The sequence below is a fragment of the Vibrio sp. ABG19 genome, from assembly GCF_029962385.1.
GTDB classification, from domain to species: Bacteria; Pseudomonadota; Gammaproteobacteria; order Enterobacterales; family Vibrionaceae; genus Vibrio; species Vibrio ostreae.
In genome coordinates, this window is the sequence record NZ_CP071707.1 from 309,400 (window position 1) to 335,344 (window position 25,945).

Genomic DNA, 25,945 nt, shown 5'->3' on the forward strand with positions numbered 1-25,945 from the left:
TTTATGCGAAACAAGCACACACTCTATTCTCAGCAAACACTGACCGCTCTGGCACCGGTGCTGTTCTTATTGATGTGGAGCAGCGGAGCAGTGATGGCCAAAGTGGGGTTGCAACACGCCTCCGTATGGAGCTTCCTGATTGCCCGTTCAGCCATTTCTTTGCTTCTGATTTTACTGCTGTTAGGTCTGTTCAGGGGCTGGCGATCTATTCGTTTACCGACGCTCGACTGGTCAACGGTCTGCAATGTGCTGGGCGCGGGCCTCCTGGTGCAGGCTGGCTATCTGAGTGGTTATTTTCTGGCTCTGCAGCACGGTTTATCGCCGGGTATTGTAACCGTGATCCTCGGGTTACAGCCGTTACTCACCCCATTGCTGACCCGACAAAAACAGAGCGGCTTGGCCGTATTGTGCCTTTTGGGTGGCTTTTTCGGACTATGTCTTGCTGTCGCGGGTTCTTCCTCTGGTGCTGAACTAAACTGGACAGGGATCATCTGCGCGGGTCTGGCGCTGCTGGCCATTACCTGGGGTACGATTTTTCAAAGCCGTATCACGCTCGATACCATGGATTCGATATGGTATCAGAATAGCCTGGCACTACTCGTGTTTAGCCTGATTCAGTTATTCCAGCCCTGGCACATGGTCTGGAATCAGGAACTGATCGCTTCGTTGCTGTGGATGAGCGTTATCGTATCAAGCGGGGCTTTATTGCTACTGATGCTGATGCTCAAACAGCGTTCTGCCAGCCAGGTCAGTGTGTTGTTTTACGCGATTCCTGCCCTGGCCATGCTGTTTGATTTTATCTGGTTCGATACCCGTTTATCACTGCTGTCACTTTCAGGTCTCGCGCTGGTCGCGGTCAGTGTCTGGCACTATACCCGGTATCAGGCTCGCTTACAGCAAGCGAGTCCGGCTCGGCAACCATGCCAAACCGAACTGGTTAACGCTCCGGGGCATCACAAGGGCTGAATATCCAGCCGGGAGAGCAGAGAGGGGAATCCCCAGCCATCCTGCCCCGCATGCACGGGCTCCCCCGTCAGGTACTCATAAATGGTCGGCGCCAGTGACCCGTTGGCCTGACTATGAATCGGCCCGGCATTCGGGCCGATCGGCGTCCCCCAGAAGCCGAGAAAAGCGTCTTTTTCGAGGTAACTTTCACCGGCATGACGACCCGGAACCTTGGTGTTGTAGCCTATCCCCTCGCGCGGAAACAGGTTCACACTACCCGCCCTGTCCTCTTCATAAATCGCGGCCAACTGGTTGACCGAGTCGGGGCGGGCACTGAAACGGGTTAAATCACGCCACTCAGCAGACGTGCACCAACTGGTGACATCACCTTCGCGTGCGCGGTACAGGCATTTATCCACCAACTGGCTATAATGATCGAGCGCTTTGTCATCCGGTGCAGGCAAATACGGATTGAGCACCTGAACATCCAGTAAACGAGCCTGACTGTCCACACCAGAGTAATACAGTCGATCGCCGCGGCGGCGAATGATCTCATCAAGCCGCTGGCCGTCACGTTCACCAACCAGACGCACACTACACAGCTTGCTGTCACAAGCCGATTCACGCACCACCAGATAATCGAGGGTATCACCCAAGCGCCGGACACTTTCACTAATGATATCCAGCGCTTTGTCTGCCTGCGCGGGCTGCCAGCGGGTCAGTTGCTGATAAACCGGCTGAACCTCCCATCCGGCACGGGCATTAAAGAAGTCGAGCATATAGTTGCCGCCAGCTGTCGATGCCACCACGACATCCACTCCGCGGTAGGCCGGCGGATCAATCGCATTGGTCAGTTTGGGGCCTTCGCCTTCATCCGAAGAGATTTTCTCAACCACTATTCGGTAGCCCAGATCCTCCTGCAGCGCTGTGAAAATCTGTTGCTCCGGATTAAGCGTGTAATAAACCGGAGCCAGGCCATGGTCACCGGCCATCCCCCACAACGTGCGGTCGTATACCCCGGCCTGACGATACACATCCTCAAGTCGTCCCAGCCAATAATCCAGCCGGTTAAGTTCGCCGGTCGGCATCAGAATCTCATCGCTGAACGGCCCGGTAAAATGAGCGAAGTGATCCGGCCAGGGATTATAGATCAAGGTGTAATCCGGCATACCCTGAATGTCCTTGCTGGCGTAATCGCGCAAGGCCTGCTGCAATGTCCACTTACGACTCAAACGGGTCAGAACATCCCATTTACCGATCTGCTGGTAACCCTCAATTTGTTCAATCAACGCCCGGCGCATTGCACTAAGTTCTTGTTCCACCCCGGCACGGACTGCCAGTTCACGCAGACAGCGCTTTTCACCAAAATCGCGCTGCGCTTCTCCGACGCCAAGATTAATCAGGCTATCGTAAGTCACATGGGCGTTCCAATCATACTGGGCATTACAATTGAGTGTTTTGAGGTAGTCGAGACGATCAAACATGGTTTTCATCCCGCGCTCACCGGCCAGTCTGTCCAGTTGCAATGCATCATTGCCGTAAAAATAGTAGGCCCTGTCTTGCTGCCGGTCGACGAAATGGAAGTTAGGAATCCCGGTTCCGCCCAGTCCGGAAACTTTAGCACCCGTTTTTATCAGGGGTAAATTACGCACACTGATGGTCGGCGTTGAAGAAATCCCGACTTCAGCGATCGCGCTATGCCGACTGTGGTACAGCCGTTTAAAGAACGGCAGATAATTGGGATCGCGGTAAGTCTGCTCAGCCAGCGTCTGCAGAAAACGAGTCTGCTGCTGATGATCAGGACTGGACGTAGTGAGCGGCGATTTGAGCTCAGGCGCTGCCAGATGTCGCTGATAGGCGTGGCCGAGAAAAGGCAGCTCCGGCTGAACCAGGCCCTGCATCAACCCTTGCTGCAGACCGTCAACCGTCACTTGAACCGCCAAACGTCGCTGCTCCAGGCCTTGTAAAAACGCTGCCACTTGAGCCGGAGACTCATCCAGTGTATCCACCAGCCAGTCATTGAGGCGCTGAGTGCGTTCCTGCCGGTAAACGTACTGTCGATAACCTTTGAGCACATTGAGGCGGACAAAATCAATCAATGAAACCGTTACGGCCTCAGCTTTGTTGTTGTTTTTGTTTGCATTTTCCGGTTTGGCATCGTCCAGCACCGCCTGCACGGCATGCTTGATGTCGCCCTCGTCCATTCCGTCTGCTGCTCTTGTAAGCAAGCCGACAACGATAGGCTCAATTTTGGCAACTAATGCCCTGTCCTGCTCGCTATCAGTCAGATACTGGTAGTGCGCTGGCAGCTGCTCGAGATCCTGCCACTCACCAATATCCACCAGCGCATCGTACAAGGTCACCAGGGTCGCAATAAACTCACGATCAACTTTAATCCCTTCCTGATGGGCCTGGTCCTTGCTGTGAGTGGCCGGCGCAGATTGTGCCTGCTCACCAAGATGATACAAGCTGTGCTGAAAACCGGTTAACGCTCTGTCGTCATAAACGCCGCTCAAATACGATTTGAACTGATCGCCCGCCGCCATTCCGCTGTAGCGGTCATAGTACTGGTATAAAAAGTAGCCCAGCGGAATGGCATAAGCCGGATTGGAAATTTGGCTGATCACCCGCGCTTTTACGCCCGCCTCCAGTGGCAGCGTCAGTATATAGCTGTCCAGTGTCACTCCGGCGATGGTAAACAGCGTCGCATCACGCGCCACCACAGTGGAATAGCTCAGCGTTGAGACCACCTGATTTTTGAGGATTTCACCTGCATTGAATACCCCGCCAATCACCGGCACTTCGCCCAGTGCGGCATACGCTGGTGACGTAAGACTCATGCTACATGCAGCAGCCAATAGCGACCGCCGCAAGGCACGCTGTGCTGTTTTCTTTATGATCATCAGATCTTTCCAATTCATCCTTTTGCATATCTGGCCCTAACCATAGCACCGGCGTCTAAATTTTCGATGTTGATGACCAAGATTTGTGAAATGCACTCTATAACCAGATAGCGATGCTAAGTTCATTATAAAGATCATAAGGTTATGGAAATTAGATTCTGCGCGGCTGATGACATGGTAACCGTGGCGGAGAAAGAGTTCTCGTTTTGACATAGCGACGGACGGACTACGCTGTTAACATACTCCACCTAAAGTTGACCCGGTTACCAGGGCATTACGTTTATCTGCGCAGACTACTCCTTCCGCAGTCACTTTTTTATCTTATCAACAAGCAGAATACACCACATGCAAAACCCCGAAATCTCCACTTCGCCTTCACTCTCTCGTCAGCTGTTTAAAATGACCTGGCCAATGCTGTTTGGCGTCTTATCCCTGATGAGTTTTCAGTTGATTGACAGTGCCTTCATCGGCCAGTTGGGCGTTCTGCCTCTGGCGGCACAAGGCTTTACCATGCCGATTCAGATGATCATCATCGGGGTCCAGGTCGGTCTGGGTATCGCGACGACTGCGGTGATTTCACGCGCTTTGGGTGCAGGTCAGGCTAAGTACGCCCGTCAGCTTGGCGGTTTAGTGGTCGCCATAGGGAGTATTGGCGTGGCCGTGTTCGGTATCCTGCTTTACTGGCTGCGTGAACCGATTTTAACGCTGCTCAGCGCACCACAAACAATCTTCAGTATTATCGACAGCTACTGGATTTGGTGGGTTATCAGCGCCTGGACCGGTGCAGTGCTGTATTTCCTCTACAGTCTATGCCGTGCCAACGGTAATACGATGTTGCCGGGCACCATCATGATGCTGACCAGCGTGCTCAACCTGGTACTCGACCCGCTGTTTATTTTCGTGTTTGACTTTGGCATTAACGGCGCCGCCATGGCAACCATTGTGGCCTTTGGCATTGGTATCGTGATCGTGGCGCCGCGTGTGTCCTCGAAACACTGGATGCTGTTTGACTGGAGCGATCTCGATATCGCCCAAAGCATTCGCTCTATCGGTCACATCATGGGGCCGGCGATGCTGAGCCAGTTGCTGCCGCCACTCTCTTCGATGCTGGCGACCAAATTACTGGCCGGGTTCGGCACTGCGGCGGTTGCCGCGTGGGCGCTGGGATCGCGTTATGAATTTTTTGCCATTGTGTCTGTACTGGCGCTCACTATGTCCATTCCGCCGATGGTGGGTCGCTTGCTGGGTTCGAATCAGGTCGGTGATATTCGTAAACTGGTGGCCATCGCTATTCGTTTTATCCTGATTTTCCAACTGTTTATTGCATTGGTTACCCTGGCTTTGTCCACCCCGCTGGCCAGCCTGATGACCAGCGAAAGCAGCGTTGAATCAATTCTGAACTGGCATCTGATGATTGTACCGCTCAGCCTTGGCCCGTTGGGTATTTGTATGCTGATGGTGTCCGTCGCAAACGCTCTAGGTAAATCGTATGTCGCGCTGACCATTTCCGCTCTGCGCCTGTTCGCTTTCTTCCTGCCATGTTTATGGCTGGGCGCACAACTCGGTGACTTAAAAGGTCTGTTTATCGGTGCTTTTATCGGTAATATTCTGGCCGGGGCTTCGGCGTGGAGCCTTTACCAGCGCACTTTATACCGGATTGAACATCAGGCAGCCCGCGCTTAACCTGGCCGCGATCCAATAGATACTCTGACCATTAAATCTGACCATTAAAAAAGGCGCTCTGATGAGCGCCTTGACTGTATTGATTTCGGCTAGATTAGCGGTTGCGACGAGCTTCAACTGCATTGGCCAGTTGGCGCAGCAGTGTCTCGGTATCTTCCCAACCGATACACGCGTCAGTAATCGACTGACCGTAAACCGGCGCTTCACCATCCACCAGATCCTGACGACCTTCGACCAGGTGAGATTCAACCATCACTCCGAAAATAGCATTTTCGCCGTTTGCAATCTGACCCGCAACGTCTTCACCCACCACCATCTGGCGCTGGTACTGTTTCGAGCTGTTAGCGTGGCTGAAGTCTATCATCACTTTCTGAGACAGACCTGCACCCTCGAGTTTATGTTTCACTTCACTGACGTGTGCTTCACTGTAGTTCGGCTCTTTACCACCACGCAGAATGATGTGACAGTCAGGGTTACCCGCAGTTTCCACAATCGCAGAATGACCGTACTTAGTCACTGACAGGAAGTTGTGTGATGCACTGGCTGAACGGATTGCGTCCGCAGCGATCTTGATGTTGCCATCAGTACCGTTTTTGAAACCAACCGGGCAAGACAGGCCAGAAGCCAACTCACGGTGAACCTGAGATTCAGTGGTACGCGCACCAATCGCACCCCAGCTGATCAGATCGGCCACATATTGCGGGGTGATCATATCCAGGAATTCGCTTGCCGTCGGCATACCCATATCAGTCAGATCAAGCAGCAGTTTACGCCCAATACGTAAACCATCGTTGATCTCGTAGGTATCGTTCAGGTACGGGTCGTTGATAAGGCCTTTCCAACCAACAGTGGTACGCGGTTTTTCGAAGTAAACACGCATCACCACTTCCAGTTGACCGCTTAACTCCTCACGCAGTGCTTTCAGGCGTTTGCCGTATTCCAGCGCTGCCTGTGGATCGTGAATCGAACATGGACCGACAATCACCAGCAGGCGATCGTCTTTATCCTGCATGATGTTATGAATCGCGCTTCGAGCCTGAAAAGTGGTAGAAGAAGCAACTTCAGTCGCCGGAAACTTCTCCAGAACAGCAACTGGCGGTAATAACTCTTTAATTTGTTTAATATTTACATCATCGGTTTGGTACATTGCTTACTTCTTCCTGTTACGTCTTGCTGCTGACTATTCGAACGGAAATAGTCTCTCCCAGAGCAGGGTCGACTTGCTACCCTCGTAACTTATCCACTTCGACCATCAAGAGCAAGCATTATTTCCCACCAAAAGCAATATATGTAAATTATTTACACTTTGCATTGGGTGTAATTATTTATTTACAGCCATAACAGCTGAGGAAAAAACGACTTGTTTCTAATGCAAGCTTTTGTTTTTCATCAATATTAAGTACTGGTTTCAGCCCCATCAGTTGCGGCCAGAAACAACCACCTTTAATCAGGCTGTGCAACTGCACATTGGCAAACTCAACGTCAGCAATATTGAGTTGCCCTTTGTCCGCCTGATGTTTCAGCCAGCGCGCCAGCTGAGTTTCCTTACTGGCCATTTGCTCTGAATGCTGAGCCAGTTCCTGCGGTCGATACAGATAGTGCCCCAGCACCACACGTGCCAGGTCAAGGTATTCACCCGAACTCAGAATATCAATTTCACTTAGCAGCAACTGCTCTAGTTGTTGCTGCAACGGCAGTGACGCAAGTTGGTCTGAATCAATAAGATTAGCCGTTGCCTGCCACAGATTGGCCAGTAAGGTCATCACCAGCGCCTCTTTTGAAGCAAAGTGATTGTAGACGGTACGCTTAGACACCTGCGCCATCGCGGCGATTTTGTCCATACTGGTGTTCTGCGCACCAAATTCGCGAAAAGCGTCCATTGCGGCTTGAAGTATCGCTTCGCGCTTCAATTCACTACGGGTCTTTTTCATTTCGACTACCTGGTTCATTTCAATTACCTGGGTGTTCATGTTCGTTTTCTCAATAATACACTAACCGAGTGAGTTACACTATGTAGTGTACTTTACTAAACTTCTCGGTGTACTTTATTAAACTGAATGGTTTACTTTATTACACTAGATAGTTTACTTTTTGGATTGAGATATGTAAACTACACCGACTAGTTTACTTAGAATCTTATTGCAATCGTCACAAACGTTTCATTTTTTTGGTGAACACTATGCCTGAACCATTTGTGTGATTGCGACAACAAAAAGGACGCCTATGAATATCGAATCTACATACGAAACTTCCCAAGAGCTCCCGATGCGCAACGGCAAATTTGCCAACAGCGAAGTCGTCAATAAAAACACACTGCGTGATTTTCTCTCGATCTCTTGGGCCTATCTGACCTCTGAGCGTGAGGAGAACACACCAAAAAAGCCAATGCCTGTTCAGGAGATCACTGCTGAACAGCTGAATGAAGAAAGCCAAGATGTGGTTTACCGTCTCGGCCATTCCACCGTTTTACTGAGACTGGACAACCAGTGGATCCTGACCGATCCCGTGTTCAGTGACCGGGCATCACCGGTGCAGTGGATGGGCCCTAAGCGTTTTCACCAGCCACCGATTGCCTTAGAAAATTTGCCGTACATCGATGTGGTGCTGATCAGTCATGACCACTATGATCATCTCGACAAAGCTGCGGTCAAAGTCCTGGCTGATAAAGTCGGCTGTTTTCTGGTTCCGCTTGAACTGGGTAAACTGCTGATCAAATGGGGCTTACCGGCAGACAAAATTCACGAGTTTTCCTGGTGGCAAAGCGCTCAGCTAGGCTCAATTGAATTTGCCTTTACCCCGACCCAGCATTTCTCTGGTCGCGGAATCAATGATCGAAACAACACTTTATGGGGCAGTTGGGTCATGAAAGGCACACAGAAGTCGGTATTTTTCAGCGGTGATTCCGGCTATTTCAGCGGCTTTAAACAGATCGGCGAACGTTTTGGCCCGTTTGATTTAACCCTGGTTGAAACCGGGGCGTACAGCTCGCTGTGGTCGGAAGTTCACATGTTCCCCAACCAAAGCCTGCAAGCGCATATCGATTTACGCGGTAAAGTGATGTTGCCGATTCATAACAGCACATTTGATTTGTCCCTGCACCGCTGGTACGAACCGCTGGAACAAGTCGCCGCACTGGCGCACAACCTGAATGTTCAGGTCACGACTCCCATGATAGGCGAGCGCATGGTGCTGTCCCAGCCTAAACCACTGGAAAAATGGTGGCGCAGCAGCGTAACCACACCTGTCGCCGATGTCGCGCCACAACAGGCGTATGACGCGACCTAATCCCCATAAATGACAATACCCACGACGGTCCTAGTAGATACGATGGATTAGCGCGACACCCGGGTCAGCACAGTCCGGCAGGGTGACGATGCCCAGAGCCGATAATTGCACTTTACCACCGCCAGCAGCAAAAATGCCGCGCACAGGTTATGTAACACTGCCGCCCAAAGCGGCAAGCTCATCACGACATTGGCCATGCCGAGCAGCACTTGCAGCATCAGGACGCCCAGCACATGACCGGCCAGTTTATTTTCCTCTGCTGCCCGCAGTGTCATCACCAGTATACCAACGACCAGGATAGTCAGTATGGCACCAAATCGGTGAGCAACATGAATGGTCAGCCGCGGTCCATAATCCAGCACACCAAATTCATAGCTGTCATGACCATAGTGAATCGGAGTAAAGGCCGTTTTGAAATCGAGATGCTGAGTCCAGTTACCTTCGCATATCGGTAAACTGCTGCACATCAACGCGGCATAATTGGAAGACGTCCATCCTCCTAACATGATCTGCCCCACTACCACCACAAGTGCAGCACCAGCCAGGGCACGCAACGTACCACTCTGCGCTCGCATTGGCTGAGAATTCAAACCCGGTGATAATTGCCAGTAAAGCAGAAACAAGGCACACAACAGGCTCAACCCTCCCAACAGATGCCCCATGACCACCAGAGGCAGCAGCTTGAGTGTCACCGTCCACATGCCGAGCACCGCCTGAAAAATAACGATGCCAGTAATCAGAATCGGTAGCCCGACCGCTACCGGCCGATAACGGATACACAGGGTTGTAATGGCAAACACCACCAGGCCCAGCGTTGCTGCGAAGTACCGGTGGATCATTTCGGCCCAGGCTTTAGCTGGCTCCACCTCCAGATGCGGATAGAGAAACTCAGCCTTCTTCAGGGCCTGATCTGACAGGGGAACCGTAAAATGGCCATAGCATCCGGGCCAGTCCGGACAACCGAGTCCGGCATCGGATAAACGGGTATAGGCTCCGAGAATGATCACCATCAACGTCAGTAGCAGGCTGAAACGCACCAGAGAGAGCAAAAGAGTTGAACGGGCTGTCTGCCTATGGGTGATGGCAGATAACCTGTGTTTGTCTGTTGGATGAGTCAGCATAACCTTCCCCTGTCCTGGTTAACCCACGCGGGATAACTTAAGTAGCTTGCGCATATCAGCCAGCACACTGCGACTGAGCGCTACCTGCTGCTCCGCCGATGCGGTATAGCCCATAACTAACTGACCAAGCGGGTCAATAATCACCAGTTGCACAGCGCCGACCGTTTGTATAAAGCGTTGATTGACCGTTATGCGGGGCAGAGTCAGGTCACGAATAGCGTTCAAATCACTGCCTGCACTGAGCAAAAGTACCGGGCTAACCCGGCCCTGCTCTTTACCTAATGCGGTATGGCTTTGGGTCAGCAGATGAAGTTGCTGGCGGCAAGCATCATCACATTGAACGGGAACCAGATAAGCCATCTGCCAGCGACTGTGCTGCAGGGGATTGTCTATCCCAAGCTGGCTCAGCGTGACACGCGGTTCAATTAAAGTGCCTTTATTGGTGATACCGCTCTGATACCAGTGGTTGGAGAGCACCGCTTTCGCAACCAACGCCGGCAGCGCGAAAAACAGCACGATGGCGATAAGAATTACCCGGCCTTTGGTTTTTGCTTGCATATATGCCTCCTTACTTCGCTTGGCTTCGTGTGGCTGAGCTGTTTCAAATCCGGCCCGCACCGGCTCACTGCGAGTTTGGCTGTTTGGTTTGATGCTTTGCGTCCGGACTTTGTTTTGTCTTGTCCGCACTGGACAAACGCATATCGCGGGCCCGCCGCCGATACTTTTTCAACAGCATCAGCGAAATCATTGCCAGTACGGCCGCCATAGTGAACCACTGCAGCGCGTAGCCAAAATGCTTGTGCGAACTCATCGCCAGAGGCTGCCAGGGCTGAGCATAGGGCCAGGCAGACTGCTGAGGTTGCAGCACCGCTGCAACCACCGGCTCTCCAAGCCAGCGCGACAATTCGGTCAGATTGAGATTCTGAATCCGGTGCGGAGTGTCAGCCTCAATGAGTAGCTTCGAACTAAGCGGATTGGATGAACGGGTGTACAGCCGGCCGGTTAAACTCTGCACTTGATGCAGCCATTCGACTTGCGGCAGCATACTGCGCTGCAATCCGGCGGCGACAAAACCAAGTTCGACCAGCAACCAATCACCATCTACCGTGCGTCCCAACTGATAGGCCAGATACCCCACCTGTCCGTCCATTGTCTGATTATCAAGTAAAAAGGTCCGGGTTGTATCAGGTTCGAAAATGACTTTTACCCTCACGCCGGTTATCTGCTCCGGGGCATACGTTGCCAACGCCTGCTTAAGACTCACTGGGGCCATCTGCTGATAGTCGGCCAGGCGCGATTCCAACAGCTGCTTTTCCTCGCCACGAGCCCATTGCCATAGTCCCAATTTGACCAACAAGATAAATACAGCCACAGTTAATGCTATCCCCAACCACAATTTTCCCCACCCGCGCAAAGGAGGCACCATGCTGCCACTGGCTGTGAAAATCGTTTTGGTCTTACTCTTGCTGTTCATCATCGTTAATCTCGCACGAGCCTTGATCCAGATGGTCAGAGAACCGGATGAGGGAGAGAACCAACGTCCGATGAGTCACTATCTCGGACGGCGCCTGATCCTGTCCGCCTGCGTGGTATTGCTGCTGGTCCTCGCTTTGTTAAGTGGCTGGTTGCATCCTAATGCCAGCCCTTACTGACGCCCTCCGCGCCTGGTCCTCTTTTTCTGCGGCCGCCGCTTTAAAGCACGTAAACAAATACAAACAGACACAGCCACACCACATCCACGAAGTGCCAGTACCAGCTCCCGGCCTGAAAGGCAAAATGGTCTCTGGGCGTAAAATGATCCTTGGCAATACGACCCAGCAAAACGATGAGAAACAGCGTGCCCAGACAAACGTGCATGCCGTGAAAACCGGTCAGTAAAAAGAAAGTGTTACCGTACACACCGGATTGCAGGGTGAGCCCCATCTCATGGTAAGCATGGGCATACTCAACACCCTGGAAGTAGAGGAAAAACCCGGCCAGCACTATGGTAATTTCCAGCCATACAATTAAGGCCATACGCCGGTTACGCTCCAGACTGAGATGGGCCATATGTAACGTCACCGATGACGCCAGCAGAATAATGGTGTTTTTCAGCGGAATACCTTGCCATGGCATTGCCTGAGTGGTTGTGCCATCTGGTGTGCTCAGTAGTGGCCAGATGGCCTCAAAACCAGGCCACAAGACTTCATGGGTCATCGCATTGTTACTGGCTCCGCCCAACCAGGGTACCGCTATCATACGGGCGTAGAAAAGCGCACCAAAAAATGCACCAAAGAACATCACTTCCGAAAAAATGAACCAACTCATCCCCTGACGAAAGGAGCGCGCTATCTGCGCCGAGTAAAGCCCAGACATCGACTCCATAATCACACTACGAAACCAGCCAGCCAGCATAAACAGCAACACAAAAAAGCCGCCAAACAGAATAATTTTGCCGACCACGCCACCGGCGCTGTCACTACCGGCATGCTGCACCGTGATACCCGCTCCAAGCGCCAGCAAAAACAGGGCGACGGCCCCCACAATCGGCCAGTGACTCTGGGCCGGAACATAATAAGCAGGGCTTTTATTACTCATGATTTGCTCCTTGAGTCACCGCTTGCCCCAACCGGGCCAGTGACTGTGGATCAGCTTTGGCAGTAATGTTATACAGCGTATAAGAGAGGGTCAGGGTGTGAATCGAAGCCGGTAAGTCCGGTTCAAGGTAAAAAATCAGCGCCATCTCGGCTTCACCTTGTGCTGCCAGCGGCTGCTGATTGAAACAAAAACACTCGATTTTATTAAAGTACCCCGCCCCCAGCCCTGGTGATACCGAAGGCACGGCCTGTCCGACGATTGCAGATCCTGATACATTGTGGGCACGATAGGCGGTCTGTATTACTTCGCCCGGATGCACATCCATATGAGTAACTTGCGGGGTAAATGTCCACGGCATGTCGTGGGTAACGTGAGCCATAAACTCAACCCGAATGGTACGCGACTCGTCAATTTGCATTCCTTGCGGCTGAATGCTGGCCTGGTTGCTGGTTTTACCGTTGATGCCCAGTTGCTCGCACATAATGTCGTACAACGGCACCAGCGCAAAACCGAATCCGAACATCAGGCACACCGCCAGCAGCAATTTGACGGTCAGCTTGCGATTGCGGGTCTCAGAGCAAGGCGTGTTCATACTCTGCTCCCCTAATCCACTTTCGGCGGAGTTGCAAACGTATGGTGTGGGGCCGGACTCGGAACTGTCCATTCCAGGCCTTCTGCCCGTTGCCACGGTTTTGCCTCAGCGGGCTTACCACCACGAATGCACTTGAGCACCAGCCACAAAAAGATCAGTTGCGACAAACCAAATGCAAACCCACCGATAGAAACTATCTGATTCACATCAGCAAACTGAATCGCATAATCCGGGATCCGGCGCGGCATGCCGGCCAGTCCCAGAAAGTGCATCGGGAAAAACAGTACATTGACCGAAATCACCGAGCACCAAAAATGCCAGCGGCTCAGGCGCTCGTCATACATGTGTCCGGTCCACTTTGGCAACCAGTAATAAGCCGCCGCCATAATCGAAAATACCGCTCCCGATACCAACACGTAATGAAAGTGTGCCACGACAAAATAGGTATCGTGATACTGGAAATCAGCTGGCACAATCGCCAGCATCAGCCCTGAAAATCCGCCGATGGTGAACAACACGATGAACGCAATCGCAAACAGCATCGGCGTTTCAAACGTGAGCGAGCCGCGCCACATGGTCGCCACCCAGTTAAAGACTTTGACACCGGTCGGCACTGCAATCAGCATGGTGCAATACATAAAGAACAGCTCAGCGAAGACCGGCATGCCGGTAGTGAACATATGGTGTGCCCAGACCAGAAATGACAGCAGTGCAATACTGCTGGTCGCATAGACCATTGAGTGGTAGCCAAAGAGCTTCTTGCCGCTAAATGCAGGAATTATCGCCGAAATTATACCAAATGACGGCAAAATCATAATGTATACTTCAGGGTGGCCAAAGAACCAGAAAATGTGTTGGAACATCACCGGATCGCCACCACCAGCCGCGTCAAAGAAGCTGGTTCCGAAGTATTTATCGGTCAGCACCATGGTCACAGCCCCCGCCAGCACCGGCATCACCGCAATCAGCAGAAACGCTGTGATCAGCCAGGTCCAGACAAACATCGGTAGTTTGAACCAGGTCATGCCCGGCGCACGCATATTGACTATGGTCACAATAACGTTGATCGCGCCCATAATGGAGCTGATACCCATAATATGCACCGAAAAGACGAACAGTGCCGTACTGTCCGGCCCATAGGTAGTCGAAAGCGGCGCATAGAAAGTCCAGCCGAAATTGGGTCCGCCGCCCTCAGTAAATAACGACGCAAGCAGGATCAAAAATGCAAATGGCAATATCCAGAAACTGAGGTTATTCATGCGTGGCAGCGCCATATCCGGCGCGCCGATCATCAGCGGGATCATCCAGTTGGCGAGGCCGGTAAAGGCAGGCATCACCGCACCGAACACCATAATCAAGCCATGGACTGTGGTCATCTGATTAAAGAATTCTGGCTCGACCAACTGCAGACCGGGCTGAAACAATTCTGCCCGGATCACCATCGCCATCGCACCGCCGGTCAGGAACATGATAAAGCTGAACCAAAGATAAAGCGTACCGATGTCTTTATGATTGGTGGAATAAATCCAGCGCGCCAGACCCGAAGGCGCCGCGTGATGAGCATGCCCCTCCAGCACCGCGCTACTGTGGGAACGGGTTATATCTGCATCGGCAGCGGGTGCCGATTTTGCGTGCTGTTCGGTCGACGGTTTCATTGCGCCTCCTCGCCAGTGGCTTGTCCCTGAGTTTTAAACGCGTTGATATCCGAAGCCTGCACCGTATCTCCGGTATTATTGCCCCAAGCGTTACGCTGATAGGTGATCACCGCGGCCAGTTCTTTATCGCTGAGCTGGTTACCAAAGGCCTGCATTGCCGTGCCGGAACGGCCGTTTACCACAACACCAAGATGCTGCTCCAGCGGGCCTGTCGCAACCGGGCTGCCTTTAATGGCAGGGAAAGCGCCGGGAACCCCCATACCGGTCGGTTGATGGCACACCGAACAACGCTCAAGATAAATTTTTTCGCCCAGGGCCATCGACTCTTCCAGAGAAACGGAGCTTTGTAGCGCTTGCTGTGCCTCTGCCCGGGCGGCAGCAATCTGCACTTTTTTATCCGCCAACCACGCTTCGTAATTCTGTTCCGTCATGGCATGTACCACAATGGGCATAAAACCATGGGCGCGCCCGCACAGTTCTGCACACTGACCACGGTACACGCCGGGTTTGTCGATCCGGGTCCAGGCTTCATTGATAAAACCGGGGATGGTGTCTTTTTTAACGGCAAAATCAGGCACCCACCAGGAATGGATCACATCATCTGAGGTGAGCAGAAAACGGACTTTGCGGTTGATGGGCAGCACCAGTGGCTGATCCACTTCCAACAAATAATGCGCGCCTTTCTCTTCATTGCCCTCGATCTGTTGCTGAGAAGTGGCTAACAGACTGTAAAACTCGACATCCTGATCGAAGTAGCTGTAGTGCCACTTCCACTGGGAGCCGGTCACTTTAATGGTCAAATCCGACTGTGAGGTATCTTCCATCGCAATGAGTGTGGTGGAGGCAGGAATCGCCATGCCAATCAGGATAAGTACAGGGATGATGGTCCAGATGATTTCGACTTTAGTACTTTCGTGGAAATCAGCCGCGACTGCGCCTCTGGACTTGCGATGTTTGAAAATGGCATAGAACATAGCGCCAAACACCACTAAAGCAATGACGACACAGATATAAAAAATCAGCATGTGCAAATGGTAAACCTTGCCACTGATCTCGGTTACACCTTGTGTCATATTCAGCGAATGTTCAGCAGAAATAGCAGGAGCAGCCAAACTAATCAGCAATACATCAGTCAGCAGCCACAGGTTGATGACGAACCTTCTCAAGAGATCTCTCCTTCGCTAAGCCAGCGTAAACTGCGCGTTTCAGGATCCACTCCGTGTGAACATCGAACTCAACACGACTTGTTATATTTATGTTAACCAAAGACTAGTAAGTGTTTCAATTTTGTTCAAGCACGTAGCACGGAAAGTCTTGCGGCCAGATAAGTAACTGAAAATTTGTCCTAAGATTGCTATAGGTTAGGATGACAATACTGGCAGGCGGCTACTCCATTCGCTTGCAGTCGGTTTAGCGATTGCGCCCTCATAACCGAGAATCAATATCACTTAGACTAAAACTTACAATACATTCAACAAGGTGATCGCCATGATGCAACAAGTCACGCAATGGTTAGCAAAAGACCCCGACCCGAAAACGCGCCAAGAACTGCAACGCCTGATTGATACTCAGGCCACAGAGGAACTGGCATCACGCTTTCAAGCGCGCCTCGAATTCGGTACAGCTGGCCTGCGCGGCAAAGTCGGTTGCGGACCAAACCGGATGAATCGTCTGGTGATTCAGGAAACAGCCACCGGACTGGGTGAATACCTCATCAAACACGTCGATAATGCCAAGATGCGAGGTGTAGTCGTCGGTTACGACGGACGCCCTGATTCAGAGCAATTTGCCCATGATACCGCTGCGGTGCTGACTGCCCTTGGCATCAAAGTGTATCTGACCCATAAAGTCGCGCCGACGCCTGTTGTTGCCTTCGGGGTCAAACATTTCAAAGCGGCCGCTGCCGTAGTTGTTACCGCCAGTCATAACCCGCCAGAGTATAATGGCTTCAAGGTTTACTGGGAGAATGGCGCGCAAATCATACCGCCTCATGATGGTGGTATCGCCGCTGAAATAGAGCTGGCTGCAACCCGTGCCGTCCCCTTGATGGCACTGGATGATGCCCATCAGATAGGCCTGCTGGAGTGGTTAGATGATGCGTATTACCAGACCTATCGCCGCACTCTGGAAAGCAGTAAGTTACTCAACAATCATACGAATCCGCAAAGTATTACCCTGGCTTATACCGCCATGCACGGTGTTGGCGCGGACATGGCAGAAAGTCTGTTGCGTGATGCCGGATTTAAAAATGTCCTGAGCGTCGCTGAGCAACGTGAGCCGGACGGCCGCTTCCCGACCGTCAATTTCCCCAACCCTGAAGAAGCCGGCGCGATGGATATGGTGATCGCCCTGGCCGATTCTGTTGAGGCCGAGCTGGCCTGCGCCAACGATCCCGATGCTGACCGCTTTGCCGTCGCAGTGCGCCGCAGCGATGGCGAGTATCAGATGCTGACCGGCGATCAGGTCGGAACGCTGTTCGCCGAATACCTGCTCAGTCACACCGATGCCAGCAAGCAGCTGGTCGGCAATACCATCGTCTCTTCCAGCCTGCTGGGCAAAATTGCTGCGGCACACGGCGCACAATATTACCAGACCCTGACTGGCTTCAAATGGCTGACCAATGTCGCGATGCAGCAACAAAGCCCGCAGCATCAGTTCCTGTTCGCTTATGAAGAAGCGCTGGGTTATACCCTGGGGCAAACCGTGTGGGACAAAGACGGCCTCTCAGCGCTGGTTGGATTTGCCCAGCTTGCCGCCGAGCTTTACAGTCAAGGTAAAACCATCTGGGATCAGCTCGAAGCCATCTATCGTCAGCACGGCCTGTACGTCACCGCTCAGTGCAGTATTGCGCTCGATCCAACTCAGCCAGCGGTCGGTGACAGACTGCGTGCCGAGCCTCCGCACGAGATTGCCGGTCGGGTAGTCACTGTGATGGAAGATCTGAAATCATCAATACGCTATCTGGCTGATGGCAGCACAGAAAAAATCGACCTGCCTGCCAGTGATGTGCTGATTTACCATCTTGAAGGGGGGGCGCGTGTCATCGTCAGACCGTCCGGTACTGAACCGAAACTAAAATGTTACTACGAGGTGGTGGGCAGCTTCTCTCACAACGAGAGCTATGCCAGTGCCCAGGAACGGGCTGATGAACTACTCTCGCTGCTCATGAGTGAACATCAGCACAGCCTGACCTGAGCCATCAACGACAAAGCCCTGCCAGATAGGCAGGGCTTTGCTCTTGGTATCAGACCAGCCGTCAGTTATACCAAAACATCCAACATGCTAGCATCGTACTCTTGCAGCGGCTGGGCGTCACGAACCAATTCCACATAGTTCGGGTTAGCAATAAACGGACGACCAATCGCCACTAACTCGAAGTTGCCCTGTTCTATCGCTTGTGCACTGCTTTGTGCCGTAAAGCCGCCTGATGCCATCAGCGTACCTGAATAGTGTTTGCGCATATACTCCGACACTTTGCCATCCAGATAGTCAAATTCCATGCTGTCATCAAACATGCCTTCGTGCAGGTAAGCCAGTTCACGTTTGCCAAGCTCAGCCAGCAGGTAATCGAACACCGCACGATCACGGGCATCCGGGTTGATATGGGTATACGCACCCGGTGACAAACGCAGGCCAGTGCGCTCACCACCGATACGAGCGATGATCGCATCAATAACCGCCAGAGGAAAACGCGCCATATTCTCCGGCGTTTGACCAAATTCATCCTCACGCTGGTTGGTATCAAAGTGCAGGAACTGGTCAAGCAGATAGCCGTTAGCGCCGTGAATTTCCACCCCATCAAAACCTGCCACAAGTGCGTTTTCCGCAGCCGTCACATAATCTTCGATCAGTTGCTCAATCTCTTCTTTACTGGCGGCTTTCGGCACCACATAAGTCAGGTCACGACGACGCGGGACACTGCCATCAAAGGCAAGCGCAGACGGGCCAATCACCTCAGCACCACCAAAAAACTCCGGATGAGCCACACGGCCGGTGTGCCATAACTGGGCGAAAATCTTGCCGCCACGCTCATGCACCGCCTGAGTCACTTTAGTCCATCCTGCGATCTGCTCATCGCTGAACAGTCCCGGGGTATCCGGATATCCCTGACCATCGGGGCGGATAATAGTGGCCTCAGAAATAATCAAACCCGCGTCAGCGCGGCGCGCGTAATAGGCCGCCATTTCGTCAGTGGGTATCAGACCAGCAGCGGCCATACAACGCGTCAGCGGCGCCATCACAATGCGGTTGCTTAAGGTGATCTGCTCATTAAGAGCATAAGGTTGAAACAATAAATCGGTCATAGAACTATCCTGGTATTTGAATGCTTACTTTACTTGCGTGCCACTATGCTAGATCAATTTTGAATGATCATTCAAGATATATTTTGAATGACCGTTCAAGATACTTTGTCAGCCTGACAAATTCAGAGTAGAATCAGCCTATCCATTCCAACAGAGAAACGTTGTGCGCGTAGCCGAATTTAACCGAGAGCAGGTATTGCGTTCTGCGATGTATGAATTTATGTCGAAGGGCTTTAATAAAACCAGCATGCAAGATCTAAAAAAAGCCACCGGCCTGCATCCGGGGTCGATCTATTGCGCTTTCGAAAATAAACGTGGCTTACTGCTCGCCGCTCTTGAACATTACGCCAGTGAACGTGAAGCGGAATTCAACGCCATCTTTGCCGCGCAGCCAAGTGTCATGGACGGGTTGAACAGCTATTTCTGTATGGTCATCGACGAATGTGCCCAGGACACGGTCAAAGATTGTCTGCTGCAAAAAGCGCAAAGTGAGTTATCGCAGCAGGATGATGAAGTGGAATCTGTGATTCGTGACACGCTCAATATCTGGAAACAGGGTCTGCGTGATCAGTTGCAACTTGCTCGTCAGCGGGGCGAAATCAGTCCGGAATCGGATTGCGATTTTCTGGCTGATTATCTGGTGATGGGCATCTATGGATTACGCACCTTTGCACATGGTAAACCGAGAAAAGAATTGTTGTGTAAGATGGCTGAACAGCTGCTGGCAACCATCAAAACCCAGTAAATGAACCACTAATATAGCCGTATAGCTAAGGCACATCCTGTGCCGGATTATCCATGGTTGGTTGAACTCATTGGTTTAAAACAAGCCGTCACTCAGCATCCAGCCCGCCAGCAGTAAAAAGATAACGCCCATGACTTTATGCTGATACGTGCGAAAGCGACGATTGTCCAGTAGCGGACGACCAAATACCCCGACGGCAGCAACCAACAGCAGATTAAATACCAATCCCAGACAGTTAAGCAGCAGACCAAGACTCAGCATCTGCTGGGCAGAACTGGCGGCAATATTGGCTGACACAAACTGAGGTAAAAACATCACAAAAAACAACAACGCCTTCGGGTTGAGCAGGTTACTGACCAAGGCTCGCTGATAAAACGTGGTCGCCAACTGATGTTTATCGTCCAGTTGCGGAGCGTGTTCGGCCCGGGCGCTGAGACAATCCACACTCAACTTGAGTAAATACGCGCCCCCCAACAGATGCAGTACGCTTAGCGCTAACGGGCTGACGGCAATCAGTGCCGACACGCCTAACGCGGCCAGCAAAGTCAGAATAATGCCTGAGGTGGCATTACCCAGGCTGGCAAATACGCCGATTTTTTTTCCATAGCTGAGGCTGGAACTGGCAATCAGCAGCATGTCAGGCCCGGGCAGCAGTAACAGCGCAATCACAGCGGTCAGATACACCGGCAGCACAGTCGGATCAATCATAGTTATCATGTTGTCAAAATCAAAAGGTGGCGGATCTTATATTAATAACAGACGCAATAACAACACCATTAACTGAAAAAATTCAATTAAAAAGACTATAGTTTCATATGAACGATTGAGAGCAATTTTGTACAAAAATTCTGCCCGCTGATGCAGTAGACTGGTGAATCCTGCCATTACGAGGCCACGATGAATAAGCCACACGACGAACGCAGCAAAGAAAGCGCCCGCTTTCAGAGAGCAGACGAGCTGGGCGGTATCGAGCTACTTGATGCTGAATATCATAAGCAGAACTTCTCCCGTCACAGTCACGAAGGGTTCACGGTGGGCGTCATTGAACGTGGGGCTCAGCGTTTTTATCGTACCGGCGGAGAACACGTCGCACCTCAGGACAGCATTATTCTGGTTAACGCCGATGAAGTGCATACCGGCCATTCAGCCGTGGAAGGTGGCTGGGCTTATCGGGCGATGTACCCTCTGCCACAACAGTTTGCCACTATAGCCCGTGAAATGGGCGCCACCCGCTACGGCTCACCCTATTTCCCCAGTGCCGTGGTCAACGATGCCGACCTCGCAAATCAGTTTCGTCTGGTGTTTGATACTCTACAGCATTCAGATAACCGCCTGTTGCGCGAAACGCTGATCTACGCCAGCCTGGTAAAACTGATGACCCGGCATGGTAAACACACACCTCAGGCGCGTGACACAGGCAAACTGCAGCAACCGCTTAAAGTGGTAAAAGAATTTTTGGATGACTTTCCGCAAGCCGATGTATCCTTGGATGAATTAGCACAGCTGGCTGGTATCAGCGCGTTTCATTTAGTCCGAGCATTTCAGAAAATGTTTGGCCTGCCGCCACACGCTTATCAGATTCAGTCGCGTTTACGCTACGCCAAAACCCTGCTGCGTGCAGGTCATTCGATTGCCGATACCGCTCAGCAGTGTGGTTTTCACGACCAAAGCCACCTGCACCGCCATTTCAAACGAGCCATGGGCATCACTCCGCGCCAATATCTGCAAAGCTGAGCAATTTCATCCAAGTTTTTCTCTGTTCCATGTGGCTAACTCGGAACAATAAACACCACCGGTTACGCTGCATTACGCAGCCAAATTAGTATAATGTCGCCTTCACAATCAGGATGATTTATGAGTAGTACCGTTTTGTCACATGCCAACCCCAATCCTTCTCGCGCCCGCCTGTTCTGGCAGGGCACTGTTGCCATGCTTCCGCTCAGTGTGGCGGTATTGCCCTGGGGACTGTTAGCCGGTTCGTTCGCCATCGATGCGGGTCTCAATTCACTCGAAAGCCAGGCCTTGTCAGCGATCCTGTTTGCAGGTTCGGCGCAGTTGGTGGCCACTGGCATGTTTAAAGCGGGCGCAGGTCTGCTGACCATGCTGATCACCACCCTGTTTATCACCTCACGTCACTTGCTGTACAGCATTTCAATGCGCAGTAAAATCAGTCCGTTACCGACCCGATGGCGCTTAATTCTGGGCTTTCTGCTCACGGACGAATTATTTGCTTTGTGCGGACAACAAAATGAACAGCAATTTAATCGCTGGTATGCACTCGGTGCAGGTCTGAGCTTCTATCTGTGCTGGAATCTGGCCACACTGGCAGGTATCGTTGCCGGCAGTTACATCCCGGCGCTGACTGATCTTGGTCTGGAGTTTGCGGTCGCAGCCACTTTTATCGCGATTGTCGTGCCCAATATCAAAAGTGTGCCGGTTTTGGTGTCTGTGATAGTCGCCCTGGTGCTGTCGGTAACACTTAATGTATTACAGATAGACGGTAGCCTGATGATTGCCAGTATCGGGGCCATGCTGGCCGGTTTTGCCACTGAACAACTTTTGCCACTAAACAACTAATGGGAGGCCGCGCATGATCCTGCTTTCAATCCTCGCCATGACTGCTCTGGTGTTTGTCAGCCGCTACGTTTTTCTCGAACCCAGACTGCCGCTGCGCCTCAGCCCGCGTCTGCAGCGTCTGCTCAGCTACTCGGGCCCGGCGGTTCTGACGGCAATTTGGGCTCCTATCGTTTTTACTCATGAGCACACACTGTGGCTTGGCCAAAACAACCCTTATCTGTGGGCTGCGGCACTGGCTGCCCTGCTGGCCTGGAAAACGAAAAATGTTCTGCTCACCACCGTACTGAGTATGGCTGTCTTTCTGTTCCTTAATCTGGTTACCTTTGCCGCTTAACCAGCAACGGACGCAAATCAGTGGCTGCCAAAAACAAAAAACCACCGCGAAGCGGTGGTTTCAATCAACACTGATATCTTCTAATGCCATTCAATGACATAGAAAGCGATTCACTAAAATAAACCGTTATTCACCAAAATAACACGTTATTCAGCTCCGTTGCTACTCAGCAACCCATTCAATTTCCATCAGGGTTTTATCAGCGCATTTCAGGCGCGCCAGAAACAGGTCATCTTGATGCACCACACCAACTCCGGACGGAGTGCCCGTCATCACGATGTCTCCATCGGCTAACGTCGTATAGGATTGCAGGTCATCCAGAATCACGTCGGGTTTGAACATCATCTGACTCACACCACCGCACTGAACTCGTACACAGTTAATATACAACTCCAGTGAGAGCTGTCCGATGTCCAGGCCTTGTAAAGAGATAAAACGGCTCAGAACCGCAGAACCATCAAATGCTTTGGCTCTTTCCCACGGCAGCTGCTTGCCTTTCAGCTGTGACTGAAGTTCACGTTTGGTCAGATCTAAACCCAGACCGACAGCGCTAAAACGGCCATTTTCGACCACAAAACAGATCTCAGTTTCATAATGGAGAGCTTCCTGATGAAACGCGTGCAGAGTGCTGGAAATACTGCTATTGGGCTTATTAAACACCACCATCTGGTCCGGAATGACATTGTTGAGCTCTTTCACATGCTCAACATAATTACGCCCGACACAAACCACTTTTGACGGGTAGACCAACCTCTCATCAACACGAACCGAATTCATCTCTCTTCCTTGAACTATGGTGAAAGGAAAAGTGTACCGGATCCGACAGGCACTCCCATCAAATTCTGTCGATGCGATGCCAAAATTAAGATCTGCCGCCCACTCTTAATTCGCAATCTTGCCGATGACTTTTTCACATAACTGCTTGAGCTGAACCAGTTCTGCAACCTCCAGATCAAATTTGCACATCATCGCAGCCGGCACCGTCAGTGCCCGCTCACGCAGGCTTTGTCCCTTTTCGGTCAGGCACAACTCACGCGCCCGTTCGTCAATCGCACTGCGACGGCGCTCGAGTAGACCTTTCCCTTCCAGGCGTTTCAGCAGCGGCGTTAAGGTCCCCGAATCGAGATAAAGTTTTTCGCCCAGCGTTTTTACGCTGATCGCATTTTGCTGCCACAGCACCATCATCACCAGATACTGAACATACGTCAGATCCAGGGCGTCGAGCAGTGGTCGGTAAGCCCTCACTACCGCATTAGCCGCGCTATAAAGAGGGAAACAGAGCTGGTTATCCAGCACCAACATGTCATCGCTACTGGCAGGTAAATCAGTTTGAGAGGAACGGCAATCACTCATTTTTATCACTCGCAATTAAATTGCGCACAATATACTTGCCTTATGAGCAAAGATCGATCTAATATTGCTTACAATTAAATTGCGTACAACTTAAATTACCCTATAGGAGAAGAAAGATGAGTGCTCTATACACAACCAAAGCCACCGCATCAGCAGGTCGTAACGGCAAAGTCAGTACTGATGACGGATTACTGACCCTGGACTTAAGCTACCCGAAAGAGATGGGTGGCACCGGAGCCGCAACCAATCCGGAGCAATTATTTGCCGCAGGTTATGCAGCCTGTTTTTCGAACGCGATTTTACACGTCGCAAGAGAAGCCAAAATCAGCCTCAAGTCGGCCCCGGTCAGTGCGGAAGTCGGTATTATCCAGAACGAGAACGGCGGTTTCGCTTTGACGGTAAATTTAGCGGCAACATTGGAACTGCCGGAGCAACAGGCAGTCGAACTGGTAACTAAATCACACCAGGTTTGCCCTTACTCCAATGCAACCCGCGGCAACATTGCCGTCGGCGTCACTGCCAACGGTATCAAAATTGCCTAATTGGGAGCAAAATTGCACAAAAAGCCGCCACCTGGCGGCTTTATTCATTTTTCTTCAATAAAAACAAAACCTAAACGTCACAAAGCAGAAATCAAACCGTCATTTAAAAATCCTACCTTACTCACATCCAAACGAAAGAGCACCGAAGCTCGTGAACTATGAATAAGGTAATAACAATGAAACAAGCAGCAGTGGCAATCGCCGTTTTCGCAGCCCTGGCATCAGGCTCAGCAATGGCAGCAACCGTTTACAAAGCCGATGGTACCGAACTGAAAGTTGGCGGTCGTATGGAGTTCCGTGGTGACTTCAACGGCACCACCAAAGGCGAAGAAATCGAAGGCACAATGAAAAACAAAAGCCGTATGCGTCTGAACGTGAAAGGCGAAACGGAACTGGCTAACGAGATGAAAGGCTTTGCAGTTTGGGAAGCAGAGCAAGGTGTTAACTCATCTGCTGATAACGACGAAGAATCTGATTTTGACCAACGTTATATGTACGTGGGTCTGAAAGGCCACTTCGGCGCAGTCTCATTCGGCCGTCAGGACAGTGCTGGCGTGCAAATCTCTAACATGTCAGATATTGCTACCTTTACTGGCGACCAAAAGGCATTCATCAACTCAGGTAACGAGCAAATCAACAACACGATTGCTTATGGCTACGAGTTCGACGCTGTCAGCCTGAAAGCAAGCTACATTGCCGGCGAAGAAAAAGATACTGATGGTTTTGGTATCTCTGCAATCTACAACACCCCATTTGGTCTGGATATCGGTCTGGGCTACTCATTCAATGACAATGGTGAAGGTAACGGTTCTGCTGACCAAGTTATCGCAGGCCTGGGCTACACCATTGATCAACTGTACCTGGCAGCAACCTACACCACGGGTGACCTGGACGACGATGCGAACCAGGAGTTTGATGGTGTGGAACTGGTTGCTCAGTACAAACTGACCAAAGAATTTCGCATGATTGCGGCGTACCAGAAACAAACTGAAGAGACCAACGGTGTTGATGAAGACACAGCTGACTTTTTCGAACTGACTGGTCGCTACGACTTCAATAAAAACTTCCGTGGTTACCTGTCTTACATGCTAAACAACCTGGATGAAGAAGACACTGGTTACGATGTAAACGACACCGTTCGCCTGGGTCTGCGCTACGACTTCTGATCCCTCCCTTAATCTTGTGGGATACTGTCCATTGGCCAAGCTTCGCTTGGCCTTTTTTGCACTTCGTGAGTGCAGTATGAGCCGAAACAGTGCTGAGAAAATGCTCAGCCGCTGAATCAAGATTCACCACACAGGTTAATCAACGGATATTATTGGCTTTTCA

Annotated in this window: 25 protein-coding genes; 11 read left to right on the forward strand and 14 right to left on the reverse strand. The window is 51.5% G+C overall.

Going from position 1 to position 25,945, the window contains the following annotated elements; all coding sequences use genetic code 11:
- Positions 1–3 precede the first annotated feature (3 nt).
- Entirely contained in the window at positions 4–966 is a 963-nt protein-coding gene (locus J0X00_RS01360; RefSeq protein WP_282476807.1) for a DMT family transporter, read from the forward strand.
- Here the strand turns inward: J0X00_RS01360 and J0X00_RS01365 are convergent.
- Positions 954–3,785, reverse strand: coding sequence for an alkaline phosphatase family protein (locus tag J0X00_RS01365; RefSeq protein ID WP_282476808.1), 2,832 nt, complete (start codon positions 3,783–3,785; stop codon positions 954–956). The two genes, J0X00_RS01360 and J0X00_RS01365, sit on opposite strands and share 13 nt — an antisense overlap.
- Before the next feature lie 408 nt (positions 3,786–4,193).
- Here J0X00_RS01365 and J0X00_RS01370 point away from each other — a divergent pair, with 408 nt between their 5' ends.
- A complete protein-coding gene (locus J0X00_RS01370) occupies positions 4,194–5,531 on the forward strand; it encodes an MATE family efflux transporter (RefSeq protein ID WP_136483751.1) in 1,338 nt (445 codons plus the stop codon).
- Positions 5,532–5,625: 94 nt separating this feature from the next.
- Here the strand turns inward: J0X00_RS01370 and aroG are convergent, their stop codons facing one another.
- The gene (aroG, locus tag J0X00_RS01375) at positions 5,626–6,678 is read right to left on the reverse strand and encodes a 3-deoxy-7-phosphoheptulonate synthase AroG (protein WP_136483750.1); all 1,053 of its coding nucleotides are present in this window, start codon (positions 6,676–6,678) and stop codon (positions 5,626–5,628) included.
- 178 nt (positions 6,679–6,856) lie between these two features.
- On the reverse strand, positions 6,857–7,501 hold the full coding sequence (locus J0X00_RS01380; protein ID WP_240798130.1) for a TetR/AcrR family transcriptional regulator: 645 nt from the start codon (positions 7,499–7,501) through the stop codon (positions 6,857–6,859).
- Positions 7,502–7,754: 253 nt separating this feature from the next.
- On the opposite strand from J0X00_RS01380, the gene J0X00_RS01385 reads away from it, so the two are divergent.
- Positions 7,755–8,816 carry an MBL fold metallo-hydrolase gene (locus J0X00_RS01385; RefSeq protein WP_282476809.1) on the forward strand — a complete coding sequence of 354 codons (1,062 nt, stop codon included), beginning with the start codon at positions 7,755–7,757 and terminating at the stop codon, positions 8,814–8,816.
- Positions 8,817–8,863: 47 nt separating this feature from the next.
- Here J0X00_RS01385 and J0X00_RS01390 read toward each other — a convergent pair whose 3' ends face one another.
- From J0X00_RS01390 to J0X00_RS01400, 3 genes are all read right to left on the reverse strand, one after another.
- On the reverse strand, positions 8,864–9,937 hold the full coding sequence (locus tag J0X00_RS01390) for a COX15/CtaA family protein (protein ID WP_282476810.1): 1,074 nt from the start codon (positions 9,935–9,937) through the stop codon (positions 8,864–8,866).
- Positions 9,938–9,955: 18 nt separating this feature from the next.
- Complete coding sequence (locus J0X00_RS01395) at positions 9,956–10,495, reverse strand: hypothetical protein (RefSeq protein ID WP_282476811.1); 540 nt, start codon at positions 10,493–10,495, stop codon at positions 9,956–9,958.
- A gap of 64 nt (positions 10,496–10,559) precedes the next feature.
- Positions 10,560–11,309 (reverse strand): SURF1 family protein, encoded by a 750-nt coding sequence (locus J0X00_RS01400; protein ID WP_240798129.1) that lies wholly within the window; start codon positions 11,307–11,309, stop codon positions 10,560–10,562.
- A gap of 52 nt (positions 11,310–11,361) precedes the next feature.
- Here J0X00_RS01400 and J0X00_RS01405 point away from each other — a divergent pair, with 52 nt between their 5' ends.
- Entirely contained in the window at positions 11,362–11,589 is a 228-nt protein-coding gene (locus J0X00_RS01405) for a DUF2909 family protein (protein WP_282476812.1), read from the forward strand.
- Positions 11,590–11,629: 40 nt separating this feature from the next.
- On the opposite strand, the gene J0X00_RS01410 is transcribed toward J0X00_RS01405, so the two are convergent.
- The 4 genes from J0X00_RS01410 to coxB are packed head-to-tail and all read right to left on the reverse strand — an operon-like array spanning position 11,630 to position 15,927.
- Positions 11,630–12,514 carry a cytochrome c oxidase subunit 3 gene (locus J0X00_RS01410; RefSeq protein WP_282476813.1) on the reverse strand — a complete coding sequence of 295 codons (885 nt, stop codon included), beginning with the start codon at positions 12,512–12,514 and terminating at the stop codon, positions 11,630–11,632.
- Complete coding sequence (locus J0X00_RS01415; protein WP_136483744.1) at positions 12,507–13,106, reverse strand: cytochrome c oxidase assembly protein; 600 nt, start codon at positions 13,104–13,106, stop codon at positions 12,507–12,509. The genes J0X00_RS01410 and J0X00_RS01415 overlap by 8 nt, the downstream gene beginning before the upstream one ends.
- An 11-nt stretch (positions 13,107–13,117) precedes the next feature.
- Complete coding sequence (ctaD, locus tag J0X00_RS01420; protein ID WP_218561584.1) at positions 13,118–14,761, reverse strand: cytochrome c oxidase subunit I; 1,644 nt, start codon at positions 14,759–14,761, stop codon at positions 13,118–13,120.
- Positions 14,758–15,927: a cytochrome c oxidase subunit II gene (gene coxB, locus J0X00_RS01425; RefSeq protein ID WP_282476814.1), complete on the reverse strand. Its 1,170-nt coding sequence runs from the start codon at positions 15,925–15,927 to the stop codon at positions 14,758–14,760. Before coxB ends, ctaD begins: the two co-directional genes overlap by 4 nt.
- Positions 15,928–16,249: 322 nt before the next feature.
- Between coxB and J0X00_RS01430 the strand changes: the two genes are divergently transcribed.
- Complete coding sequence (locus tag J0X00_RS01430; protein ID WP_282476815.1) at positions 16,250–17,956, forward strand: phospho-sugar mutase; 1,707 nt, start codon at positions 16,250–16,252, stop codon at positions 17,954–17,956.
- A 65-nt stretch (positions 17,957–18,021) separates the two neighbouring features.
- On the opposite strand, the gene J0X00_RS01435 is transcribed toward J0X00_RS01430, so the two are convergent.
- Positions 18,022–19,065 (reverse strand): alkene reductase, encoded by a 1,044-nt coding sequence (locus J0X00_RS01435; RefSeq protein WP_282476816.1) that lies wholly within the window; start codon positions 19,063–19,065, stop codon positions 18,022–18,024.
- A 163-nt stretch (positions 19,066–19,228) separates the two neighbouring features.
- On the opposite strand from J0X00_RS01435, the gene J0X00_RS01440 reads away from it, so the two are divergent.
- Positions 19,229–19,810, forward strand: a complete 582-nt coding sequence (locus J0X00_RS01440; protein WP_282476817.1) for a TetR/AcrR family transcriptional regulator — start codon at positions 19,229–19,231, stop codon at positions 19,808–19,810.
- A gap of 75 nt (positions 19,811–19,885) precedes the next feature.
- On the opposite strand, the gene J0X00_RS01445 is transcribed toward J0X00_RS01440, so the two are convergent.
- The gene (locus J0X00_RS01445; RefSeq protein ID WP_136483740.1) at positions 19,886–20,518 is read right to left on the reverse strand and encodes a LysE family translocator; all 633 of its coding nucleotides are present in this window, start codon (positions 20,516–20,518) and stop codon (positions 19,886–19,888) included.
- A gap of 189 nt (positions 20,519–20,707) precedes the next feature.
- Between J0X00_RS01445 and J0X00_RS01450 the strand changes: the two genes are divergently transcribed.
- From J0X00_RS01450 to J0X00_RS01460, 3 genes are all read left to right on the forward strand, one after another.
- Positions 20,708–21,544, forward strand: coding sequence for an AraC family transcriptional regulator (locus J0X00_RS01450; protein WP_282476818.1), 837 nt, complete (start codon positions 20,708–20,710; stop codon positions 21,542–21,544).
- A gap of 120 nt (positions 21,545–21,664) precedes the next feature.
- Positions 21,665–22,387: an AzlC family ABC transporter permease gene (locus J0X00_RS01455; protein WP_282476819.1), complete on the forward strand. Its 723-nt coding sequence runs from the start codon at positions 21,665–21,667 to the stop codon at positions 22,385–22,387.
- 13 nt (positions 22,388–22,400) lie between these two features.
- Entirely contained in the window at positions 22,401–22,721 is a 321-nt protein-coding gene (locus tag J0X00_RS01460) for an AzlD domain-containing protein (protein WP_136483737.1), read from the forward strand.
- Between the two features lie 162 nt (positions 22,722–22,883).
- Here the strand turns inward: J0X00_RS01460 and J0X00_RS01465 are convergent, their stop codons facing one another.
- Together J0X00_RS01465 and J0X00_RS01470 are read right to left on the reverse strand one after the other, a co-directional pair.
- Entirely contained in the window at positions 22,884–23,498 is a 615-nt protein-coding gene (locus J0X00_RS01465) for a fumarylacetoacetate hydrolase family protein (RefSeq protein WP_218561590.1), read from the reverse strand.
- A gap of 105 nt (positions 23,499–23,603) precedes the next feature.
- On the reverse strand, positions 23,604–24,074 hold the full coding sequence (locus tag J0X00_RS01470) for a MarR family transcriptional regulator (RefSeq protein ID WP_282476820.1): 471 nt from the start codon (positions 24,072–24,074) through the stop codon (positions 23,604–23,606).
- Positions 24,075–24,190: 116 nt separating this feature from the next.
- Here J0X00_RS01470 and J0X00_RS01475 point away from each other — a divergent pair, with 116 nt between their 5' ends.
- The gene (locus J0X00_RS01475) at positions 24,191–24,616 is read left to right on the forward strand and encodes an organic hydroperoxide resistance protein (protein ID WP_136483734.1); all 426 of its coding nucleotides are present in this window, start codon (positions 24,191–24,193) and stop codon (positions 24,614–24,616) included.
- A 176-nt stretch (positions 24,617–24,792) separates the two neighbouring features.
- Complete coding sequence (locus J0X00_RS01480; RefSeq protein ID WP_136483733.1) at positions 24,793–25,782, forward strand: porin; 990 nt, start codon at positions 24,793–24,795, stop codon at positions 25,780–25,782.
- Positions 25,783–25,945: the final 163 nt, after the last annotated feature.

Bases quoted from the DNA above. Each gene is read 5' to 3' on its own strand.
- J0X00_RS01360 (WP_282476807.1), top strand. From the start codon at position 4: ATGCGAAACAAGCACACACTCTATTCTCAGCAAACACTGACCGCTCTG.
- J0X00_RS01365 (WP_282476808.1), bottom strand. From the start codon at position 3,785: ATGAGTCTTACGTCACCAGCGTATGCCGCACTGGGCGAAGTGCCGGTG.
- J0X00_RS01370 (WP_136483751.1), top strand. From the start codon at position 4,194: ATGCAAAACCCCGAAATCTCCACTTCGCCTTCACTCTCTCGTCAGCTG.
- aroG (WP_136483750.1), bottom strand. From the start codon at position 6,678: ATGTACCAAACCGATGATGTAAATATTAAACAAATTAAAGAGTTATTA.
- J0X00_RS01380 (WP_240798130.1), bottom strand. From the start codon at position 7,501: ATGAACACCCAGGTAATTGAAATGAACCAGGTAGTCGAAATGAAAAAG.
- J0X00_RS01385 (WP_282476809.1), top strand. From the start codon at position 7,755: ATGAATATCGAATCTACATACGAAACTTCCCAAGAGCTCCCGATGCGC.
- J0X00_RS01390 (WP_282476810.1), bottom strand. From the start codon at position 9,937: ATGCTGACTCATCCAACAGACAAACACAGGTTATCTGCCATCACCCAT.
- J0X00_RS01395 (WP_282476811.1), bottom strand. From the start codon at position 10,495: ATGCAAGCAAAAACCAAAGGCCGGGTAATTCTTATCGCCATCGTGCTG.
- J0X00_RS01405 (WP_282476812.1), top strand. From the start codon at position 11,362: ATGCTGCCACTGGCTGTGAAAATCGTTTTGGTCTTACTCTTGCTGTTC.
- J0X00_RS01410 (WP_282476813.1), bottom strand. From the start codon at position 12,514: ATGAGTAATAAAAGCCCTGCTTATTATGTTCCGGCCCAGAGTCACTGG.
- J0X00_RS01415 (WP_136483744.1), bottom strand. From the start codon at position 13,106: ATGAACACGCCTTGCTCTGAGACCCGCAATCGCAAGCTGACCGTCAAA.
- ctaD (WP_218561584.1), bottom strand. From the start codon at position 14,761: ATGAAACCGTCGACCGAACAGCACGCAAAATCGGCACCCGCTGCCGAT.
- J0X00_RS01430 (WP_282476815.1), top strand. From the start codon at position 16,250: ATGATGCAACAAGTCACGCAATGGTTAGCAAAAGACCCCGACCCGAAA.
- J0X00_RS01435 (WP_282476816.1), bottom strand. From the start codon at position 19,065: ATGACCGATTTATTGTTTCAACCTTATGCTCTTAATGAGCAGATCACC.
- J0X00_RS01445 (WP_136483740.1), bottom strand. From the start codon at position 20,518: ATGATTGATCCGACTGTGCTGCCGGTGTATCTGACCGCTGTGATTGCG.
- J0X00_RS01450 (WP_282476818.1), top strand. From the start codon at position 20,708: ATGAATAAGCCACACGACGAACGCAGCAAAGAAAGCGCCCGCTTTCAG.
- J0X00_RS01455 (WP_282476819.1), top strand. From the start codon at position 21,665: ATGAGTAGTACCGTTTTGTCACATGCCAACCCCAATCCTTCTCGCGCC.
- J0X00_RS01460 (WP_136483737.1), top strand. From the start codon at position 22,401: ATGATCCTGCTTTCAATCCTCGCCATGACTGCTCTGGTGTTTGTCAGC.
- J0X00_RS01465 (WP_218561590.1), bottom strand. From the start codon at position 23,498: ATGAATTCGGTTCGTGTTGATGAGAGGTTGGTCTACCCGTCAAAAGTG.
- J0X00_RS01470 (WP_282476820.1), bottom strand. From the start codon at position 24,074: ATGAGTGATTGCCGTTCCTCTCAAACTGATTTACCTGCCAGTAGCGAT.
- J0X00_RS01475 (WP_136483734.1), top strand. From the start codon at position 24,191: ATGAGTGCTCTATACACAACCAAAGCCACCGCATCAGCAGGTCGTAAC.
- J0X00_RS01480 (WP_136483733.1), top strand. From the start codon at position 24,793: ATGAAACAAGCAGCAGTGGCAATCGCCGTTTTCGCAGCCCTGGCATCA.